Annotated in this window: 23 protein-coding genes; 20 read left to right on the forward strand and 3 right to left on the reverse strand. The window is 34.6% G+C overall.

What is annotated here, in order from left to right:
- The first annotated feature begins 5 nt into the window (after window positions 1–5).
- The 9 genes from ACFVR1_RS03510 (at window position 6) to ACFVR1_RS03550 (ending at window position 10,210) form a co-directional block, all read left to right on the forward strand.
- The gene (locus ACFVR1_RS03510; protein WP_387580422.1) at window positions 6–1,184 is read left to right on the forward strand and encodes an ABC transporter substrate-binding protein; all 1,179 of its coding nucleotides are present in this window, start codon (window positions 6–8) and stop codon (window positions 1,182–1,184) included.
- Between the two features lie 85 nt (window positions 1,185–1,269).
- Complete coding sequence (locus ACFVR1_RS03515; protein ID WP_387580424.1) at window positions 1,270–2,145, forward strand: branched-chain amino acid ABC transporter permease; 876 nt, start codon at window positions 1,270–1,272, stop codon at window positions 2,143–2,145.
- Between the two features lie 13 nt (window positions 2,146–2,158).
- A complete protein-coding gene (locus ACFVR1_RS03520; RefSeq protein WP_387580427.1) occupies window positions 2,159–3,109 on the forward strand; it encodes a branched-chain amino acid ABC transporter permease in 951 nt (316 codons plus the stop codon).
- Window positions 3,099–3,887: an ABC transporter ATP-binding protein gene (locus ACFVR1_RS03525; RefSeq protein WP_387580430.1), complete on the forward strand. Its 789-nt coding sequence runs from the start codon at window positions 3,099–3,101 to the stop codon at window positions 3,885–3,887. The genes ACFVR1_RS03520 and ACFVR1_RS03525 overlap by 11 nt, the downstream gene beginning before the upstream one ends.
- Complete coding sequence (locus ACFVR1_RS03530; RefSeq protein ID WP_387581223.1) at window positions 3,880–4,587, forward strand: ABC transporter ATP-binding protein; 708 nt, start codon at window positions 3,880–3,882, stop codon at window positions 4,585–4,587. The genes ACFVR1_RS03525 and ACFVR1_RS03530 overlap by 8 nt, the downstream gene beginning before the upstream one ends.
- A gap of 131 nt (window positions 4,588–4,718) precedes the next feature.
- A complete protein-coding gene (locus ACFVR1_RS03535; RefSeq protein WP_387580432.1) occupies window positions 4,719–6,260 on the forward strand; it encodes a sensor domain-containing diguanylate cyclase in 1,542 nt (513 codons plus the stop codon).
- Between the two features lie 125 nt (window positions 6,261–6,385).
- Window positions 6,386–7,237: an iron uptake system protein EfeO gene (efeO, locus tag ACFVR1_RS03540; RefSeq protein WP_387580435.1), complete on the forward strand. Its 852-nt coding sequence runs from the start codon at window positions 6,386–6,388 to the stop codon at window positions 7,235–7,237.
- A 5-nt stretch (window positions 7,238–7,242) separates the two neighbouring features.
- Window positions 7,243–8,514 (forward strand): iron uptake transporter deferrochelatase/peroxidase subunit, encoded by a 1,272-nt coding sequence (gene efeB, locus ACFVR1_RS03545; RefSeq protein ID WP_387580438.1) that lies wholly within the window; start codon window positions 7,243–7,245, stop codon window positions 8,512–8,514.
- On the forward strand, window positions 8,492–10,210 hold the full coding sequence (locus ACFVR1_RS03550; RefSeq protein WP_387580441.1) for an FTR1 family iron permease: 1,719 nt from the start codon (window positions 8,492–8,494) through the stop codon (window positions 10,208–10,210). The genes efeB and ACFVR1_RS03550 overlap by 23 nt, the downstream gene beginning before the upstream one ends.
- 897 nt (window positions 10,211–11,107) lie before the next feature.
- On the opposite strand, the gene ACFVR1_RS03555 is transcribed toward ACFVR1_RS03550, so the two are convergent.
- A complete protein-coding gene (locus ACFVR1_RS03555) occupies window positions 11,108–11,476 on the reverse strand; it encodes a hypothetical protein (RefSeq protein ID WP_387580443.1) in 369 nt (122 codons plus the stop codon).
- 82 nt (window positions 11,477–11,558) lie between these two features.
- On the opposite strand from ACFVR1_RS03555, the gene ACFVR1_RS03560 reads away from it, so the two are divergent.
- The 7 genes from ACFVR1_RS03560 to ACFVR1_RS03590 all read left to right on the forward strand — a co-directional run bounded on the left by ACFVR1_RS03560 (window position 11,559) and on the right by ACFVR1_RS03590 (window position 16,106).
- Entirely contained in the window at window positions 11,559–12,002 is a 444-nt protein-coding gene (locus ACFVR1_RS03560; protein WP_387580445.1) for an OsmC family protein, read from the forward strand.
- Window positions 12,003–12,068: 66 nt separating this feature from the next.
- Complete coding sequence (locus ACFVR1_RS03565; RefSeq protein WP_387580448.1) at window positions 12,069–12,299, forward strand: hypothetical protein; 231 nt, start codon at window positions 12,069–12,071, stop codon at window positions 12,297–12,299.
- A 128-nt stretch (window positions 12,300–12,427) separates the two neighbouring features.
- The gene (locus tag ACFVR1_RS03570) at window positions 12,428–13,954 is read left to right on the forward strand and encodes an amidohydrolase (protein ID WP_387580450.1); all 1,527 of its coding nucleotides are present in this window, start codon (window positions 12,428–12,430) and stop codon (window positions 13,952–13,954) included.
- 61 nt (window positions 13,955–14,015) lie between these two features.
- Window positions 14,016–14,324 (forward strand): magnetosome magnetite crystal formation protein family, encoded by a 309-nt coding sequence (locus tag ACFVR1_RS03575; protein WP_387581226.1) that lies wholly within the window; start codon window positions 14,016–14,018, stop codon window positions 14,322–14,324.
- A gap of 13 nt (window positions 14,325–14,337) precedes the next feature.
- Window positions 14,338–15,159, forward strand: a complete 822-nt coding sequence (gene coaW / locus ACFVR1_RS03580; RefSeq protein ID WP_387580452.1) for a type II pantothenate kinase — start codon at window positions 14,338–14,340, stop codon at window positions 15,157–15,159.
- A 162-nt stretch (window positions 15,160–15,321) separates the two neighbouring features.
- Complete coding sequence (locus ACFVR1_RS03585; protein WP_053589685.1) at window positions 15,322–15,522, forward strand: cold-shock protein; 201 nt, start codon at window positions 15,322–15,324, stop codon at window positions 15,520–15,522.
- Window positions 15,523–15,629: 107 nt separating this feature from the next.
- On the forward strand, window positions 15,630–16,106 hold the full coding sequence (locus ACFVR1_RS03590; protein WP_387580456.1) for an SRPBCC family protein: 477 nt from the start codon (window positions 15,630–15,632) through the stop codon (window positions 16,104–16,106).
- A gap of 56 nt (window positions 16,107–16,162) precedes the next feature.
- Here the strand turns inward: ACFVR1_RS03590 and ACFVR1_RS03595 are convergent, their stop codons facing one another.
- A complete protein-coding gene (locus ACFVR1_RS03595; protein WP_387580458.1) occupies window positions 16,163–16,555 on the reverse strand; it encodes a reverse transcriptase-like protein in 393 nt (130 codons plus the stop codon).
- Window positions 16,556–16,679: 124 nt separating this feature from the next.
- Here ACFVR1_RS03595 and ACFVR1_RS03600 point away from each other — a divergent pair, with 124 nt between their 5' ends.
- Window positions 16,680–16,862, forward strand: a complete 183-nt coding sequence (locus ACFVR1_RS03600) for a zinc-finger domain-containing protein (protein WP_387580461.1) — start codon at window positions 16,680–16,682, stop codon at window positions 16,860–16,862.
- 38 nt (window positions 16,863–16,900) lie between these two features.
- On the opposite strand, the gene cspD is transcribed toward ACFVR1_RS03600, so the two are convergent.
- Entirely contained in the window at window positions 16,901–17,104 is a 204-nt protein-coding gene (cspD, locus tag ACFVR1_RS03605; protein WP_387580464.1) for a cold-shock protein CspD, read from the reverse strand.
- A gap of 559 nt (window positions 17,105–17,663) precedes the next feature.
- Here cspD and ACFVR1_RS03610 point away from each other — a divergent pair.
- From ACFVR1_RS03610 to ACFVR1_RS03620, 3 genes are read left to right on the forward strand one after another with little or no spacing between them, the layout of a single operon-like run.
- Window positions 17,664–18,299, forward strand: a complete 636-nt coding sequence (locus ACFVR1_RS03610; protein WP_387580466.1) for an HD domain-containing protein — start codon at window positions 17,664–17,666, stop codon at window positions 18,297–18,299.
- Window positions 18,296–20,176: an ABC-F family ATP-binding cassette domain-containing protein gene (locus ACFVR1_RS03615; protein ID WP_387580468.1), complete on the forward strand. Its 1,881-nt coding sequence runs from the start codon at window positions 18,296–18,298 to the stop codon at window positions 20,174–20,176. The genes ACFVR1_RS03610 and ACFVR1_RS03615 overlap by 4 nt, the downstream gene beginning before the upstream one ends.
- 26 nt (window positions 20,177–20,202) lie before the next feature.
- Window positions 20,203–21,315 (forward strand): conserved virulence factor C family protein, encoded by a 1,113-nt coding sequence (locus ACFVR1_RS03620; protein ID WP_387580471.1) that lies wholly within the window; start codon window positions 20,203–20,205, stop codon window positions 21,313–21,315.
- Window positions 21,316–21,469 lie beyond the last annotated feature (154 nt).

Consider the following 21,469-nt stretch of genomic DNA (forward strand, 5'->3'; position numbering starts at 1 on the left):
AATACATGAAGACAAAGAAATTTGCTTCACTATTCCTTGCAACATCTCTTTTAGCGGGAGTTCTTGCAGGATGTTCAAGTGGAGATGAGGGAAGTAGTTCAAAAGGCGGAGACACGATAAAAATAGGGGCCAACCTTGAACTCTCTGGTGCAGTTGCATCATATGGTTCATCTGAGGCTGATGCTATTGATCTAGCAGTTGAAGAAATCAATGCAGCTGGTGGTATTGATGGTAAAAAAATCGAAATAATTAAAGTAGACAATAAATCAGATGCAGCTGAAGCAACAAACGCTGCTATCAAATTGACAAGTCAAGACAAAGTAACAGCTATTATTGGAGCTGCAACAAGTGGTAACTCAGTAGCACAAGTACAAATTGCAACAGATAGCAAAACACCGATGATTTCACCTTCTGGTACTAGTACAACTGTAACGGTAGGAGAAGACGGTAAAGTGAATCCTTTTACATTCCGTACTGCATTTATTGATCCTTTCCAAGGAACTGTTGCTGCAAACTTCGCTGCGAATAAATTGAAAGTGAAAAATGTAGCGGTATATGCCGATAATGCAAGTGATTATGCTAAAGGTCTTGCTTCTTCTTTCATTAAAGACTTTGAAGCTGCTGGAGGCAAAATTGTTGCAAAAGAATCTTATGTTGCAAAAGATACTGACTTCCGTTCAACACTTACACGTATTAAAGCTGCAAATCCAGACTTCATCTTTATCCCTGGGTATTATGAAGAAGTTGGGTTAATCGTTAAACAAGCTCGTGAATTAGGAATAACGGTTCCATTAATGGGTGCTGATGGTTGGGATTCTCCGACAATCGTTGACTTAGCAGGAGCAAAGGCGTTAAATAATACGTACATTATTACTGCGTATTCATCTGAAGATCCAGATGGTTTAGCGAAATCTTTCGCTGAGAAGTTTAAAGCGAAATATGGTAAAGATCCAAACTCATTTAATGCATTAGGGTATGACACTGTTTACTTACTAAAAGATGCAATTGAACGTGCTGGTTCTTTAGATGGAACAAAAATTAGAGACGCTATTGAATCTACAGATAAACTTGAATTGGTTACAGGATTATATTCTGTTGATGAAAATCATCATCCTATTAAATCTGCTACTATTATTGAGTTTGTTGATGGGAAACAAGTATTTAACACAAAAGTTAATCCATAAGATTAGCAAGTAATATGGGGGGGATAATGCCCCTCCTTTTCTATTTCTAAACTAGTTGAAATTTTGAACAAAGGAGTGAAACATTATGGAATGGATTCAGCAATTGATTAACGGTATTTCACTCGGAAGTATATACGCATTAATCGCACTTGGTTACACGATGGTTTATGGAATTATTAAATTAATTAACTTTGCACATGGTGATGTGTTTATGGTTGGTTCTTTTATTGGGTTTTATTCTATTACTGTATTTGGATTAGGATTTTTTCCAGCACTCATTTTATCGATGACTGCTTGTGCTTTATTCGGTGTTATTATTGAACGTATAGCGTATAAACGTCTAAGAAATGCAACAAGAATTGCCGCACTTATTACTGCAATAGGTGTATCTTTGTTAATTGAATATGGGGTTATTTATGCAAGAGGGGCACAACCTGTAGCGTATCCAGATGTATTCTCAAATCGCTCATTTGAATTTTTAGGTGCTCATATTAGTATTCAATCTATTCTTATTCTCTCGGTTTCTGTTGTATTAATGCTCTTATTACAATTTATCGTGCATAAAACGAAAACTGGTAAAGCGATGAGAGCTGTTTCACATGATACTGAAGCGGCAAAATTAATGGGTATTAATGTTGATAACACAATTTCTGCTACATTTGCAATTGGTTCTGCTTTAGCAGGAGCAGCCGGAGTTATTTTTGGAGTTTATTATACAAAGATTGATCCGCTTATGGGTGTTATCCCAGGAGTAAAAGCTTTTGTTGCAGCTGTCCTTGGTGGGATTGGAATTATACCAGGAGCAATGGTAGGCGGTTTGGTACTCGGAGTTGTTGAAACGGTTGTAAGTGCACTTGGTTTCTCTTTATGGAGAGACGCAGCGGCATTCGTCATTTTAATATTAATTCTGATTTTCAGACCATCTGGAATCTTTGGCAAAAATACACGGGAGAAAGTGTAGGTGGTACATAATTATGAAAAAGTCAAAACAGTTTTGGCCATTTGTTATAGCGGCAGTACTGGTGTATGTAGTTGTTCAAGTTCTTATTGCAAATGGAATGATGAATCAATTTTATTCTAATACACTTATTTTTATTGCCATTAACATAATTTTAGCAATCAGCCTACATTTGGTAATCGGTATCACAGGGCAATTTTCAATAGGGCATGCTGGATTTTTAGCTGTTGGAGCTTATCTGTCTGCCATAGTGACCATGAAACTACATCTTCCATTTATAGTAGCAATTTTAGTTGGTGGTATTGTAGCTGCATTAGCTGGTTTAGTTGTTGGTATTCCAAGTTTAAGATTAAAAGGGGATTATTTAGCAATAGCTACACTTGGTTTTGCTGAAATAATTCGTATTGTTTTCTTAAACATTGACTATGTTGGTGGTGCAGCTGGTATGCAGGTATCCCATTTAACAACATGGACGTATGCATTTGTTTGTTTAGTAATTACAATTATAGTCATTGTAAACTTCACAAATTCACGCCATGGTATAGCAGCAATTTCGGTAAGAGAAAACGAAATTGCAGCAGATGCTATGGGAATTAATACTACTTATTATAAAGTAGTAGCATTTGCATTAGGTTCATTCTTTGCTGGTGTAGCGGGAGCTTTATATGCACATAACTTCTACATAATTCAACCAAGTCAATTCGGCTTCTTGAAGTCGTTTGATATTCTAATTTTCGTAGTACTAGGTGGACTTGGAAGTATTTCAGGAGCAATTCTTTCTGCAATTTTGCTGACAGTTGTTTCTACTTATCTTCAAGGATTTCCGGAGACTCGAATGATTATATATAGTCTTGTATTAATCTTAGTAATGTTATATCGCCCAAAAGGATTAATGGGTACGATGGAAATTACGGATTATTTCAAGCTATGGAGAACGCCAAAAGGAGGCGGTCAACATGGGAAATAAGCCTTTGTTAGAAGTGAAAAATGCAGGTATTCAGTTTGGTGGTTTAAAAGCAGTTCAAAATTTAAATATGGTGCTAAATCAAGGAGAGTTAGTTGGTTTGATTGGACCGAATGGTGCTGGGAAAACAACTAGTTTCAACTTATTAACAGGAGTATATGTTCCTACAGAAGGGGATATTTTGTTCGATGGGGAACGTATCAACGGTTTACCTCCTTATAAAGTTACAAGAAAAGGAATAAGTCGTACGTTTCAAAATATTCGACTGTTTAATGATTTATCTGTATTAGACAATGTTAAAGTTGCCTATCATTCTCTTGCGAAGCATTCTATTTTAAGTTCCGTTTTACGTTTACCTTCTCATTTTAAAGGTGAACAAGAAATGGAAGAAAAATCAATTGAATTTCTTAAAATTTTTAAACTAGACAAATATAAAGATGAACTAGCAAAGAATCTACCATATGGTCAACAACGAAGATTGGAAATTGCTAGAGCATTGGCTGCAGGTCCTCAACTTCTATTATTAGATGAACCTGCTGCTGGTATGAACCCTCAAGAAACGAAAGATTTAATGGATTTAATTGCTTTTATACGCAATAAATTTGAATTAACCATTTTACTTATCGAGCATGATATGAACTTAGTAATGGGTGTTTGTGAAAGAATCTATGTGTTAGATCATGGTCAACTTCTTGCTGAAGGATCACCAGAGGAGATCCGTAACCATCCTAAAGTTATTGAAGCGTATTTAGGGGAGGAAGTCCACGATGACAATGCTTAAAATTGAAAATATTGATGTGTTTTATGGAAATATCCAAGCACTTAGAGATGTCTCAATCGAAGTAAAAGAAGGAGAAATAGTTACTCTTATTGGTGCAAATGGTGCTGGAAAAAGTACTCTATTAAAAACTATTTCAGGATTGCTAAAGCCTAAAAATGGAACAATAGAGTTTTTAAATAAATCTATTTCTGGAAAACAAGCACAAGCTATTGTTAAATCAGGAATCTCACACGTACCTGAAGGTCGTCGAGTATTCGCAAATTTAACGGTTGAAGAGAATTTAGAATTAGGGGCTTTTTTAAGAAAAGACAAAGCTGGCATTCATTCAGATATGCAAAAAGTATATGAAATTTTCCCGAGATTATTAGAGCGAAAAAAACAACACTCTGGTACACTTTCAGGAGGAGAACAACAAATGCTAGCGATGGGTCGTGCAATAATGGCTAAGCCTAAGCTAGTATTATTAGATGAACCATCCATGGGACTTGCTCCATTAATGGTTAAAACCATTTTCGAAGTAATAAAAGATATCAATCAAGATGGAACAACTGTGTTACTAGTAGAACAGAATGCAAATATGGCATTATCAGTTGCAAGTCGTGGTTATGTAATTGAAACAGGGAGAGTAGTACTTTCTGGTTCAGCAAAAGATTTGCAAACAAGTGAAGAAGTACGACAAGCTTATTTAGGTGGACATTAAGCTGTTCACATTAAATAATTTATTTGAAGCTTTCATTAAGTGAAAAAACTTAATGAAAGCTTTTTTCTTGTAGTTCAAATGACATGTTTAGTGGTATAATAGGAAAATATGCATTTTTTTTTGGAGGAACAATGATTAAAACTCTTAGATTTTGGATACTTACTCTTATTTCTTTTTCATTACTTGCAATATTAATCAGTACTTTTTTCTCTAGTTATATAGTCACGAAGAAAAGTCTAATTAATAACTCTTTAGAGCAGAACGAAGTATACTCTTTAAAACTTGCGCAACTAACCCAAGAAGTTTTTGAGTCAATGCAAGCTAATTTAGAAGCAAGAAAACCAGATGTAATTGAAAATATTGATGATCCGATTGAGCTTACTAGAATTCTAGATCAATTATTGATTAGTGGAAAAAACTTTAACTCTCTATCTGTAATAGGAAGCGATGCTGTAGCGATAGCTACTTCACCAAATATAGGAATTGCAGGCAACAAAATTGAATCTCCAGGTGTACTTGAAGCGCTCAGCAAAAAAACTAATATTATTTCAAGCCCCTATAGAGCAGTTACTGGTCGGCTACTAATACTGATTTCAACGCCATTATTCGATGCTCATAATAAATACATAGGAATGTTAAATGGAACTATTTATTTGGAAGAAGATAATTTTATAAAAGAAATTTTAGCAGAGCATTTTAGTGAAGATGGCTCATATGTATTTGTAGTAGATAAAGAAGGAACTTTAATTTACCATCCTGAAAAAAATAGAATTGGGGAAAGTGTAAGAGAAAACAAGGTAGTTCAAAGGTTAATGGAAAAACAAAGTGGAGCGAAAGAAATTTTCAATTCAAAAGGACAACATGTCCTTGCAGGATTTTCGTATATAGATGCTAGTGAATGGGGAGTTGTTTCACAAACGCCATACAAGAGTAGCTTAAATCCTTTAAGTGGTATAATGCAAAAAATGTTTTTCTATACAATGCCCTTTGTCATTGTATTTTATTTTTTAGCTTTCTTGTTATCAGAAAAGCTTGCCTCTCCATTGAAAAATTTAGCTTTATTTACGATGAACTCTAATTCGGAAGAAACATATGAAAAACCTCAGATTTCAACTTGGTATTTCGAAGCAAAACAGCTTACAGAAACGATAGAAAGATATCGCAAGAAACATGAAGAAACATTAGCGGATTTTAAACAGCAATCATTAACCGATTCATTGACTGGTCTAAGAAATAGAAGATACTTAGATTTACTTTTTACAGATCTAATAGAACAAAACAAAGTATTTTCTATTATCATGATTGATATTGACCACTTTAAAAAAGTAAATGACGAGTTTGGACACCAAGCTGGAGATGAGGTATTAAAATTTTTAGCAAATAATATGACATCAGCTACAAATGATAAGGGAGTATGTATTAGACTTGGTGGAGAGGAGTTTCTTATCGTTATTCCAAATTCTCCTGCTAATGTTACCTATGAATTGGCTGAAAAATTAAGAACAGAAATAGAAATGAGTATGCCACCTATAAATAGAAAAATTACAATATCTACAGGAGTAGGTGAATATAAATTAAATCAAGAAAGTATAAGTAGCTTAATGCATCGAGTTGACGAAGCTTTATATGCTGCAAAATCCGAGGGAAGAAATAGAACAGTTATTTCCAAGTAACTATAAACTCTGTTCATTTAAATGGTTTTAGTATAAAAGCTAAAGCCATTTTTCATTGTGCATTGACATTTAAATGAAAATGATTATCATTACTATATAGGTATATATAAGAAAGAAGGGTTAATATGAAAAAGTCTGCTTTTATTTATTCGTTAATTTCAATAAGTATTTTACTTACCGGTTGTGGAAATTCAACAGAAAACTCTAAGACAGAAAATGAATCCGTCGATAATGCGGTTCAACTAAACGATGAACTTGAAAATTATAAAACATTTGCAATTGATCAAATAGATCAATTTGTAACAGAAACTGAAAAGTTTGTAGAGGCTGTAAAAGCTGGAGATATCGAAAAGGCGAAAGAAATTTATCCAAATGCTCGTATGTACTTTGAACGTTCTGAACCAATTGCTGAAAGTTTTGGAGACTTGGATCCACGTATTGATGCGAGACTTGCGGATTTAGAAGATGAAGGGAAATCGGAAAAAGATTGGTCAGGTTATCATAAGATTGAATATGGGCTATGGGTTGAAAACACCACAAAAGGATACGAAGTAGTAGCGGACCAATTATTAAAAGATGCGAAAGAACTTCGGGCTCGTGTTGAAACAGTTGATGTTACGCCAGATTTAATGATTACTGGTGCAGTTGATTTATTAAATGAAGTTTCAACTTCTAAAATATCTGGTGAAGAAGAAATTTATTCTCATACAGATTTATATGATTTCAAAGCGAACATTGAAGGTGCTGAAAAAATATTTACTATCTTAAAAAATAAAATAAATGAAAAAGATGAAAATTTAGTGAAAGAATTAGAACAAAAGTTTATTAATATAAATGAACTGTTAGCGAAATACGAAAATGGTACGGGTGGATATGTTTCTTACGAACAATTAACAAATAAAGACACGAAAGCACTCTCTGAAGCTGTAAATCAATTAGGGGAACCATTAAGTCAAATAGGGATAATCATGGAGTGATTAAGATGGAAACAAAGCAGACAGAATCATTTTTTAATAAAAAAATGAATCGTAGACAAATGCTAAAGTTAACCGGAGTGGGTGCTGCTGGAGTTTTAATAGGTGCTACTGGTTTGGGTACAGTTGCTAATTCGTTAGGATATTCAGTTGTAGAAGATAATTTGTCTGTTTCAAATAAAATTCCTTTTTACGGTAAAAACCAATCTGGTATTATAACAGAAGTTCAACAGCATATTTACTTTGCATCATTAAATGTTATTGTGAAATCAAAAGAAGAATTAAAAGAATTATTTAAAATATGGACTCCATTGGCAGTAAAAATGATGAACGGAGAAGAAACTGGAGAACCAACTAAGAACTATTTAGTCCCGGCCAAAGATACTGGAGAAGCAGTTGGTCTTTCTGCATCAAATTTAACTTTAACTTTTGGTGTTGGACCAACTCTTTTCGAGAAATCAGAACTTGGTTTAAAAAATCTTAAACCAAAAGAATTAGTACAATTACCTCACTTTCCGAAAGACCAGTTAGATGAAAATATTTCTGATGGTGATTTATGCATTCAAGCTTGTGCAGAGGATCCCCAAGTAGCATTTCATGCTGTTCGAAATCTTGTTCGTGCTGCTTCAGGAAAAGTAACGTTAAAATGGACTCAAGCAGGCTTTAATTCATTTCCACAAGGAAATAAAAAAAATACCCCAAGAAATTTATTTGCTTTTAAGGATGGCACTGGGAATCCAAATGTGAAAAATAAGAAAGAAATGAACGAAGTTGTTTGGGTTCAGCCAAATGAATCCGTTTCTTGGATGACTAATGGAACTTATTTAGTGGCAAGAAAAGTTCAGACACATCTAGAAACTTGGGACCGTACATCATTAGGGGAACAGGAAGCAACTTTCGGACGTCATCGAGATACTGGTGCACCACTTGGAAAAAAAGGTGAGCATGATGATATGGAATTATCTCGAAAGGATCATAAAGGTAATCCAATTGTCCCTATAACTTCACATGTTCATCTAGCGAAGCAAGTAAAGGATCGTTTGTTAAGAAGATCATTTTCCTATTCAAGTGGAATAGATCCGAAGACAGGAGTATTTGATGCTGGTTTGTTGTTTATTTCCTTTCAAAAACATCCTAGTCAATTTATTAGAATACAAAATAGTTTGGGGCGCGTAGATAAATTAAATGAATATATTACCCATCGAGGCAGTGCAATTTTTGCTTGTTTCCCTGGTATTCAAAAAGGGAGTTATATCGGTGAATCACTTTTTAAAGCATAAAGTAACTATTATATTATCTATAGTTTGCATATTATTTGTTTTGCGTACTTTGCCTGCTCAAGCTACTACTACAATTGGTGAATTGTATATTACGATTAGTGACGCCATCATGGAATCGAAAAAAGAAGAAAATGCCAAAACGCTAGAAGCACTCGAGTCATTCGAAAAACAATGGACAGAAATGAATTTTTCGGAGAGTGAAGCAGTTAAACAAATTAATAAGGCTTATACCGGAGCATATAATGCTAAAAACTCTAAAGATCGATTGGAATATTTACAAAAACTTGCAAAAGGCTTGGCTGCACTTGAAAAAGAACAAAACCCAGTCGACGAAAAAGCAGAACGAACAAATTTTGGTGTAAAAATTCAACCAGCAATTGATCAAATGAATGACATCATTGCTACTAATGATCAAGATGCTATTTTACTAGGGTACTCTAAATTTTTGGCATCTTGGAAAAAAAATGAACGCCCAGTTAGAGAACTGGATATTGCGAGTTACGGAAAAATAGAAACTCAAGTAGCTTTTATGCGCATTTCGTTAGCGGAAGATGAATTGGATGTAGAGCAACTTCAAGGACAGTTTAATGCATTAATTAAAGCAATAAATGACTTTGTTGCGAATAAAGTAGTGCAGGGTACTACTGGGAATTATTCATTAGCTACACTTATTGGATTATTGAAAGAAAGTAAGGACCAAATTAGTGAAGGATCGTATGATGTAGCCGCTAATGAATTAGTGAAGTTTATTGAAATTTGGCCTAACGTTGAAGGGGATATACGGACGAAAAATGCTGGACTTTATACAAGAATTGAAAGTAATATCCCTCTACTAGTTAGTGACCTTTCAAAAAATACTGTTGATGAAAAAAGAATCACTGAATCAATTAATTCATTTATTAAAGAGATTGAATTAATGCAAACGACTTCTAACTATACGTATTGGGATTCTGCATTAATATTACTTAGAGAAGGTTTAGAAGCGTTACTCATCATTATCGCATTGCTTGCTTTCTTAAAAAAAGCAAACCAAGAAAATCAAAAAAAGTGGATTTATTTAGGTGCATTCGCAGGTTTAGCTGTGAGTGCAATTGCAGCCATTATTCTTTCGACTATCCTGCAATCGGTATCAGCGGGAACAAGTAGAGAAATGATGGAAGGATATGTAGGCTTAGGTGCTGCAGTACTAATGATAGGTGTCGGGGTTTGGTTACATAATAAATCTAGTATTAACTCGTGGAATAAATATATACAAACCCAAATGAATCATGCGATTTCTACCAGCAGTATTTTATCTATGGCCTTTGTTAGCTTCCTTTCTGTATTTAGAGAAGGGGCAGAAACAATTATTTTTTATGCAGGGATTGCTCCTAAAATGTCTACGCTTGAGTTAAGTATCGGTATCCTCATTGCTTTAGTTATTTTAGTTATCTTTGCAGTTGTATTATTGAAAGTAAGCGGGAAAATACCAATTCATCGATTCTTTATCGTTGCGACTATTCTAATCTATATTTTGGCATTTAAAATTATAGGAGTTAGCGTGCACACTTTACAGTTAAGAAATGTATTTTCAATGACAACCGTGGATCATTTACCTGTCATTAGTTCCCTTGGCTTTTATCCAACATGGGAAACCATTGTTCCACAAATCTTATTAATAGGTATCGTTATTTGGAACTTTGTTCGGAAGAAATAAAATTGTATCTTCGGATGCTTTAAGAGTTATATCCAAACCAAAAGCTCATTGACTTCAATTAATTTAAGAGGATGACGGAAATCAATCGCTACTAGATTTCCGAAAATAAAGGGGGAAGTGACGTAGTCACTTCCCCCTAATGTACTTTATGGTAATAATGTAGGTAATGTTTAATCCAAAGCACTCAGGAAAAAGTGAAGACAAGATGCTCCTAAAGGGAGCTTGAGCTTTTCTTATAAGATAAGAAAGTATTTGGATTATCGTCCTGCGGAACCAGTGTTCATAGTTCTTTAAAAAATTAAAAATTACCTCGGATTTTCGTTTCAGGTGGACGCGTTCCGCGGGGGGAGCGATGATCCATCACCGCCGCTACGCGTTCGTTGTGATGGATCATCTGTCTCACTCATCCCGCTGGAGTCGCCACCTTTCACTACAATCCATCAAGTGAATAGTACCTAACAGGAAGAGTTAACTCATCTTATCGCTAAAGAGGATAGAAATAGTTTAAATAAACGTAGTGATATGCATCCGGATAAAATAAAGTTCCCTAACTACTGTTCATAGGATTTAAATGTTATTTATCTTACTGAGTAATTATAAATCGTCCCATGCACTTTGTTGATTGAAGCGGAGGCGGCGACTTCTGCGGGAATAGCAGATGTTTTCTGCACCGAAAGCGAAGCGGCAGGTGCATGAGAAGAAGGCCCCGCAGGAACGTAGAAGAGGGGAGGAAGGCTAAAGGCGCCTCTTCCGAGAGGCAACGCCTTCATGACCAACATCCTGTTGGCCTAGGAGACTGAAGCCAGGCTCGCGAAAAGCGTGCGCCATAGCGAAAATCAACGATATTTCTACGTTACTCTTATTAACAGGACCGGGCGTAGTTTTACTCGGTTTTTCTTATTTGTTTTTTCTCAGGATAAAAAGAACGCCTTCTATTATAAGACCAATGACTAATCCAAATGAAGTATATATAAACAAGGATAGTATCCCAACTAAGTCTCCCCATCCTTCATTACCGGAAATAAAGGAGCGGAAAAGTTCAATAAACCCAAGGAGTAATCCAGCTGTAAAAATATAATAGGCTATTTTTAGTTTATAAAATAAAAAAGCACCTGCAATTGTGCCAACTAAAACAGAAATGATAGCAAATGCAATGAAATTTCTAATGACTAAATCTTGACCCAGTACATATTTAACACCAAGAATTAGTAGGAATAATGATATAATAATAGTGATTCCTGCAACTTTTCCATAATTTCTCTCCAAAATAATCGCCTACTTTCTTATACTTATCATAAAGGATATGAAGCGATATTCCAATATAGTAAACTTCAAAGGAGATACTACAATGACAGAGCATTATTTTCATTTAAAAGCAAACTGGCCAGGAACTCGCAATGATACAGGAGAGATTCAAGCTGAAAATTTGTATACCAAGGTGTCGATTCCAAAGGAAATGGATGGGCCGGGAATAGGTACAAATCCCGACGAGATGCTCCTGGGTGCAGCTGCTACTTGTTATATTATTACGCTTGCTGCGATGATGGAAAGAAGTAATATTTTAAAAGATCAACTATATATGGACTCTACTGCAATTGTTGATGTGACAGGTGGAGTATTTACTTATAAAAAAATCATCCATCGGCCAACAATTGAATTGACTAATAGTAAAGACATGGCTTTAATGGATAAATTGGTTATAAAAGCAGAGCAAACATGTATGATTAGTAAAGCGTTAAGAGGTAACGTAGAAATTGAGCTTGAACCCATTATATTGTTAGCGAATGAATAGTTTCTACTAATTACTATTTATTGTATACTTAAAATATTCAAATACTTATGGAGTGAGGACACTACTATGACTGGTACGATCGCAGTTATTCTTATTTTTTCAGTCCCGATTATTAGGGTAATAACCAAACATTTTGAGAACAAAGAGGTAATGAAAGGAGAAAGAGTGAAAACCGAACTAGAACTTGAGAAGTTAAAATACGACAATTTCGTTATTGAAACGGAAAAAATGAAACTCCAACTAGAACAAATGAGATTAGAATCACCATCTCAAGAAATTAGTAACTTATTGAAATAACAAAACCGCCCAAGAAATTGGGCGGTTATGTGTTTATAAAACATTGTTAAAAACACAATGCATATCTAAGATTGGCCAAAATACTTTTAGATGATTTAGTTGAAACTAAAGGAAAAGGATGAGAAAAAATGAGGGCATTATGGACTGATGGTAATATTTTCACAATGGAATCAGCTGGAGACAAAGTAGAAGCAATATTAGTAGAGGATGGAAAAGTCATTCAAACGGGCTCTAAAGAAGCGTTATTGCCATTTGCAGATAAAGTAAATTCTTTAAATGGCTCATCTATGTATCCAGGTTTTGTTGATAGTCATATTCATCTCATTGGTCATGGTGAAAAGTTAGCATATCTTGATTTATCAACGATTTATTCCATTAAAGAGATAGTGGATCAAGTTGAAGCTCGAGTGATAAAAGGGGAATGGTTCGTTGCCGAAGGGTGGAATGATAATAAACTAATTGAGGAAAGACCAATTACTAATTTAGATTTAGATCATTTAAAAGAAACACCTATTGTTTTAAAAAGAGTATGTAGACATGTACTAGTAGCGAATTCTAAAGCAATCGAGCTTGCTGGAATAACGAAAGAAACTCCTAATCCAATAGGAGGAGTTATTGGAAAAGACAATGAAGGGAATTTGAATGGATTATTTTATGATGAGGCACAACGGTTAATTACTAGTAAAATACCTGCTGTAACTACAGAGTATTTAGTAGAAGTTATTAAGAAGAGTGTTGCGGATTTACAATCGAAGGGATTAACTGGTGTTCATACGGAAGATATGGCATACTACGGAGCGTATACAGTACCTTTACAAGCTTATCGCGAGGTTATTGGTCAAAACTTCCGTACTCATTTATTAAGACATCATGAAGCATTTGAGAAGATGCAGGGGGAGGAACCGACTGACTTTATTGAATTTGGTGCAATGAAAATATTTGTTGATGGATCCTTAGGGGGGCGAACTGCCCTATTATCGGAGGACTATTCAGATGATATAGGAAATAAAGGTGTTTCTGTTCATGAACCTGATAAATTAGAACGATTAGTACAAATAGCTAGAAAATATAATGAAACAATTGCCGTACATGTAATTGGAGATAAAGCCACTGAAATTATTATTAGCTTAATAGAGAAGTATCCTGTACCAGCAGGGAAAAAAGATAGATTAATTCATGTGAATGTTCTACGAAAAGATTTAGTGGCAAGAATGGCGAAATTACCAGTGGTACTTGATCTCCAACCAATTTTTGTACCTTCGGATTTTCCTTGGGTAATTGAAAGACTAGGAAAAGATCGATTAAAATGGGCGTATGCATGGAAAACTTTATTAGATTACGGTTTTGATTGCTCAGGAGGCTCAGATTCTCCGATAGAACTGGCGGACCCTCTTGTAGGAATGGATGCAGCAGTAAATAATAGATTTTTACCTGAACAATCTCTAACAGTATTCGAAGCGATATCTTTATTTACATCTGGGAGTGCAAAAGCAATCGGAAAAGAAAAAGAGCGTGGAAAAATTGCTCAAGGTTTTGATGCGGATTTCACAGTAGTTGATAGAGAGTTAAATGAAACTAGTCTTTTAAAAGCGAATGTAGTAGGAACGATTGTTGCTGGTAAAACAGTTTATGAGAATAAAAATTTTAGAGAATAGTGAAACGAATGATAATATAATACGTATAAAGTATTAACTTATGGAGAGGAGTATGACACAAATGGAAAACACAGGTTTAAAGGTATTACTACATGCAAGCACATGGTTTGCCCCTTTTTTGGTACCATTTATTTTATATTTGGTTGTAGACGACGAAGAAATTAAAAAGCTTTCAATTCAAGCTGTTCTATTCCAATTGGTAATAGGTGCTTTGATTTTTATATCTGCGCTATTAATAATTTTCTTAATCGGTATCCCTATGATAATTATTTTTGGTATAATGGCATTTGTTGTTCCGATTATAGGAATAGTTAAAGCGATTACTGGAAGCACATTTAATTATCCAATTGTAGGTTCTTGGGTAAGATAAAAGGGGAATTTTTATGGCTACAAAAATCGGTATTGATGCAGGTGGAACGTTAACGAAAATAGCTTATTGGGATGAAAAAAAGCAATTACATTTACTAAACTTTCTTTCGTCTAACTTTAAAGCGGTAAAGGATTGGATTGAGTCTAATCATTCGTTAGCGTCCATTTGCCTTACTGGTGGTCGTGCGGAGCAGTTAAAGAAATATCTGCTTTCGCAAAATGATATTCCATATATAGTGGAATTTGACGCTACAATGGCTGGTGTCATGTATCAACTAAAACAAGAAAATATACATTGCGAAAAAGCTATTATCGCAAATATTGGTACAGGGACGTCTATTCATCTGATGAATGGAGAATCCCATCGCCGACTTGGTGGAACTGGAATTGGCGGTGGAACATTAATTGGCTTGGGACAAGTATTAACGGGCATAACCAGTTATGAAGAAATGATAAATCTTTCGAAATCAGGAAGCAGAGAGTTCATAGACATCTTGGTGAGTGATATTTATGAAAGTAATAAACTACCGTTAAATGGGTCACTTACTGCCAGTAATTTTGGTGGGGTTGCTTTAAAATCAACTGAAAATAAAAGTCATGCAGATTACTTATCCGGTTTACAAGGTATTATTGGTGAAGTTGTCGCTTCTTTATGTATCCAAGCAGCTGATGCCCATAACGTGAATCGTGTTATTTATATTGGTTCCACATTAGAAAATAATGATTTACTAAAGAAAATTATCCAAAGTTATACGAATTTAAAAGAAAAAGAACCCATCTTTCTAGAAAAACATGGGTATAGTGGAGCAATTGGTGCATTATTGGAAAGTATTTAAATTGTTTAAGTAAAACTGTTGCATTAATAATAAATGCATGCTATATTTAAAGAGGATTATTTTTGTTCGGTTAGTTAGTAGGTGGCAACACTTTTACTTAACAGTGTTGAGCAAGGATAGTAACACAATGTATGCATAATCGCATACGAGGAGGAAATACACATGGAACAAGGTAAAGTAAAATGGTTTAACTCAGAAAAAGGATTCGGATTTATCGAGCGCGAAGGCGGAGACGACGTATTCGTTCATTTCTCAGCTATTCAAAGCGAAGGTTTCAAATCTCTTGACGAAGGTCAAGAAGTAACTTTTGAAATCGAGCAAGGCCAACGTGGTCTTCAAGCTACTAACGTAGTTAAAGCTTAATTTTAAACCTAAACTTTAACAGACTCTCATTAGAGAGTCTGTTTTTTTGTGTTATGATATGTTATATCATTCGCTAGAGTGGTGATTATATTTAAGGGGTTGAAAAAATGAAGAAGTGGAGAAAAGAAATACTCATACATGCACCAATTGAATACGTTTGGCCATTTTTTTATGGTAGTTTAGAAAAAAAGAAAATAATTTTTCCGAAAGTAATTAATGAAGAATTTATCCATCAAACAGAACAGGTAGTTGGCTCTATTATTAAACAATCGTATCAAATTGGTTCAATAACGGAACATTACGAAATCACAATAAGAAAATACACTAATGAACAAAATTACAAAAAGTTCCAAGAGAATTTTCTGTTGAACAATCGTTTTCGTATGACAATTGATTATGAACTAGAAAGTAAGAATGATACTACTACAAAATTTATATATACATCGTTAAATAAACCTAAGAATCCTTTATTATCCATCTTTCAATTGTTCGGTAGCGACGAGGTAGTACAAAGTTTTATGGAACGTACAAAAGATTCGATTGAAGCAGCATATAAAGAAGAATTTCAAATTGACGCTCTTTGAATGGGTGAAATTGTCCAGACAATTAGACGATTTATATAAAAAAAACTGCCTTTGGTTTAAGGTAGTTTTTTTAGTACAGCTTCTCTTGCTAATGCGTGGGCTGCTTTATTTTGATCGTCTGGAATCCATTTTATAAAAAAGAAGTCAAATGTATCGCTTATCTTTAATATTTTTTCTAAAATAGCAGCAAATTCAGTATTTTTTGCATATCTTTTTTCAACTGCAGCACACACTATTTGTGAATCAGTCCTTGCAGAAACAATTGATGTTGTTAATTTTTGCGCTTCTTCTAAACCTTTTAGAAGTGCTAAAAATTCTGTAGTGTGATTATCATAAATTCCTATATATTCGCTTATTTTAATGTGCTGTCCTTCGCCTTTAATAAATACTCCTATACCACTTGGACCTGGATTTCCTGTTGTTGAACCATCAATATACACTTCAAGCATTATGAACCACCTATTTATAATTTGTTTTCTTTCTCTAATTCTTAGTTTGAACTACAAATAGCACTCTTGCAAACAAAATACATGTAGTAGTAAAATCAAATTTATTATGGTGAGGAGATTTAATTTGAAAAATATTCATTTGATTACTGAAATCGATCATTTATTAGATACCTATTGTGAGGCTTGTTTTATAAAAAGCCTTTTACGTAAAGAAAAAGGGAAGTCAGCAGCGCATAATTTCTGCATTTATTCTTGTACAGTTGGAGAGGATATTCGAGAAATTGGGGAAAAGCTTCACTCTAAATAAAAAAGACCCACGACCTTTCGTCGCGGGAAGAACTATTCCTAACTATTTTTCAGTACGTTTGCAGCTTGAGGTCCGCGGTTACCTTCCACAATTTCAAAAGAAACTTCTTGTCCTTCTTCTAGTGCTCGGTACCCGTCTCCTTGAATACCGGTAAAATGGACGAATACATCTTCTCCATCATTGTATTCGATAAACCCATAGCCTTTTTCGTTATTAAACCATTTTACTTTCCCCTGTTGCATAAACGTTCCTCCCTCAATCCACTAAATATTCGGATAATGGATAGTTAAATCATACATTAAATGACAGTAATCGTCAATAATGTGTCGAATATCATTTGCGTTTTCTGTTATCCCTAATAATGATTTTTCCTATCTAAGTATTCCCATAAATTTAAAAACAAAATCAATTTCTGTTTTTTTATAAAAAAGTAGTACTAATCAATTTAGGGAACTTAAAAAAAAACCTCAATTTTTATTTTTTCTAGTTTCTTGCTCATTTTTATTACCTATATAAGGATTTAGTGCGGCGGCGAATATTATTTGCGACGAGCTTGCGCAGGAGCATGCGACTCCTGCGGGAATAGCGAGACAGACGAGACCCCGCACGAAGCGAAGCGAAGGAGGAGGCAAGTCGCTCGCGCGGAAAGCGAATGCCAGAGCGCTAAACCCGAGAAGTAGTTATTAATAATTTATTTGCAAATGAATGACACTTTTTCAGTCTTCTCTTATCAATTAGCGGTCTTTTTCTATGATATTGTATATAATGAAAAAGATGAATCCGTTTAAGGAGATAGATAGTATGAATACAATAGAGCATTGTGAACAATTGGTAATAGAAGTGTACAAGCATTTTGATGCAAGTCACGACTTTCAACATATAGAGAGAGTGAGAAAAAATGCATTAGAAATATTAGAAACGGTGGAGAATGCTGATAAAGAAGTTGTGGAACTTGCTGTTCTACTTCATGATGTAAGTGATCCAAAATATGCTAAGGATCTAACAAAATCTGAACAAAAACGTATAATCCAACTGTTGAAGCTACCTCAATCAAAAGTAAGTCATATAAACGAAGTGATAAAATCAGTGTCTTTTAATGGTGGAAATGAAGAAGTACCTAAAACAATCGAAGCAAAAATTGTTCGAGATGCAGACCGGCTTGACGCAATAGGAGCAGTTGGAATCGCTCGTACATTTGCTTATGGAGGAGCAAAAGGTAGAAAACTGTATGACGTGAGTGAAACTCCTCGTTCAAATATGACCGTGGAAGAGTATCGTTCAAAGGATACAGCATCTGTTACACATTTCTATGAAAAACTTTTACTACTTTCAAATGGTATGATGACCGAAAAGGGAAAAGCACTTGCAGAAGAAAGACATGCGTTTATGGAGCTCTTTTTACAAAACTTACGAGAAGAAACTGGGGAATTAATATGAGTCATTTAATTATTTCAAATTTAACGAAAACAGTCGGCGAAAAAACACTGTTTGAAAATATATCATTTACAATCAATAACCAAAACAGAGCTGGTTTAATAGGGATCAATGGTACAGGAAAATCAACTTTTCTTTCCATTATTGCTGATCAGCTAGAAGCGGACTCAATTGACCGTGATCATCCAAATAAATACCGAATTGCATATTTAGAGCAACAACCTATTTTTGAGAAAGAAGAAACTGTTCTTCAAGCCGTATTTAGTGGAGATTCACCAATTTTAAAAATAAATCGAGAATATGAAGAGGCATTACTTGCATTAATGGAGGATTCTAATTCAACTGAATTACAAGAGAAATTGATGAACTTACAATCACAAATGGATGATTTACAAGCATGGGACGTAAATGCCCTTGCGAAAACAGCATTAACAAAATTAGGTATAACCCAATTTGAAGACTCCGTATTACATTTGTCGGGAGGTCAACAAAAAAGGGTAGCCCTTGCAAAAGTGTTAATAGAACCAGCTGATTTACTTCTATTAGATGAACCTACTAACCATTTGGACAAAGAGTCTACGGATTGGTTACAGGAGATGTTACAACGAGTAGAAGGGGCTATAATATTTGTTACACATGACCGCTATTTTCTAGATGCAGTCGCTACACATATTTATGAACTTGCCGATAAGACACTCTATACCCATTCTGGAAATTATGCAGATTATTTAGAGTCAAAAGCAATTCGGGAAGAAATGAATGCATCTTCCCAACAAAAATTACAAAATTTGTATCGAAATGAATTGAAATGGATTCGTAGAGGGGCAAAAGCTAGATCTACGAAACAGAAAGCCCGAAAAGATCGTTTTGAAGAAATTGATTCTAAAATTGATCGAAATAATTCCAATCAGAACTTGGAAATGGAATTAGCAACCACTCGACTAGGAAAGCAAGTGCTTGAAGGGAAGTCTATAAGTAAAAGGTTTGCTACGAAAGAAATTGTAAAAGATTTCAACTTTCTTTTACAAGCAGGGGACCGAATAGGAATTGTCGGACCTAATGGAGTAGGCAAAAGCACGGTGTTAAAAATGCTAGCAGGAGAACTTGAAATGGATTCTGGTGAAATTATTGTTGGTTCAACAGTAAAGCTCATGCATTTTACACAACAGTTACCTGAAATGAATGAGCAAACTAGAATGATTGAATATGTCCGTGAATCTTCTAATTTAATTGAAACAGGTTCTGGAGAGAAATTTTCTGCAGCTCAAATGTTAGAACGTTTTTTATTCCCTTTGAATACTCATGGAACCCAAATAGGTAAACTATCTGGTGGTGAGAAAAAACGACTTGTTTTATTAAAAATGCTTATGGAACAGCCGAATGTCTTGTTACTTGACGAACCGACAAATGACTTAGATATTCAAACATTGTCCGTTCTAGAAGACTTTATGGAAACTTTTCCAGGTGTCATTATTACTATTTCCCATGATCGCTTTTTCTTAGATCGTATTGCGAAAAAACTTTGGGTGTTAAGTGGTGATGGATCTGTAAAAGAATGGCTAGGTATATACTCGGATTATCTAGAGGAGCAAAAGATAAACCCTACTAAAGTAGAGGATCTAAAAGTAGAAGTAATCCAAGTAAAACCAGTAAAAGAAAAGAAAAAACTCTCTTATAAAGAACAACGTGAATGGGAAACAATTGGTGATACCATAGAGAAAACAGAACTCCGTATTAGTGAATTAGAAGAAAAGTTATCTAAAGTAGGCTCCGATTTTACATTACTTCAAGAGCTAACTGCACAATTAGATATTGAAAATGAAAAATACGAGCAATTAATCGAACGTTGGTCATATTTAGAAGAAATTACTTCATCTTAATAATTGATTTTCTGGAGGGGATAAAAATGAAAATTGTAACAATTGAGCCAACACCTAGTCCAAATACAATGAAAATAATTATAGATATAGAGCTTCCTTTTGGCAAAAGTCATAATTATAAAAAAGATAACTTAGAAGGAGCTCCTAAAGAAATAAAAGACATTTTAGGAATAGAAGGTGTAAAAGGGGTATATCATGTAGCTGACTTTTTAGCAATTGAGCGAAATGCTAAGTTTTCATGGGAATCCATTTTAGCCTCTGTTGAAAATGTTTTCGGGGCAAAAAATGATGGAGTTTTGAATGAAAAACCTGTAGATCACTATGGAGAAGTATTTGTGCATGTTCAGCAATATAAAGGAATTCCTCTTCAAGTGAAGGTTTTTGACAGCGAAACGGAGTCGAGATATGGATTATCCGAACGATTTATTAATGCTTTAGACGTCGCAATGGAAGGTGACAAAGAAAACTATTTAATGCTTCGTAAATGGGTAGATTTTGGTGTTCGTTATGGAGATCAAAAAGAAATAGGGGAACAATTAGTAAAAGAGCTAGAAGCAACATTTCCAGAAAGTAAACTAAATCAATTAATAGAGAATAGAGACATTTCTACAGAAGATAAGTCGCCAATTCGCGCCCCATTTAAACTAGAACAATTTATGGTTAGTGATTGGGAAGAAAGATTTCAATTATTGAATAATTTAATTAATCCGGAAATGGATGACTTACCGATTTTAGCAAAAGCAGTTCAAGATGAGCAAGTGTCGATACGTCGTCTTGCGACAGTCTATTTAGGATTAATAGAAGACGAAGCAGTTGTTCCTTTATTAGAAATTGCTTTAAAGGATAAAAGTGCTGCAGTAAGAAGAACTGCTGGAGATGCCATGAGTGATCTAGGGTTTGCTCAATTTGCCGAAGCGATGAAAGTTGCTCTTTTTGATAAAAACAAGCTTGTTCGTTGGCGAGCTGCTATGTATTTCTATGAAGTTGGAACGACAGATGCTTTACCAGTATTAAAAGAAGCAATGAATGACAAAGAATACGAAGTTAAATTACAAATTCGAATGGCCATCGCTCGAATTGAGGATGGGGAAGAAGCAAAAGGTTCTGTTTGGAAGCAAATGAACGAAGCTAGAAAATAATAGATATGTGTTAACAATGGGTTAACAATAGCTTTTTTGTGGATTGTGATGTGACTAAGTCACCTCGCGATCCACTTTTTTTTATGCCATTATCAGGTTGATTTCCGTTGTATGCGTTTCAGCCCTAGAAGGAACGCAGTGACGAGGAAACTAA

This window comes from Psychrobacillus sp. NPDC058041 (assembly GCF_042885655.1).
In the GTDB taxonomy this organism is placed as follows: Bacteria; Bacillota; Bacilli; order Bacillales_A; family Planococcaceae; genus Psychrobacillus.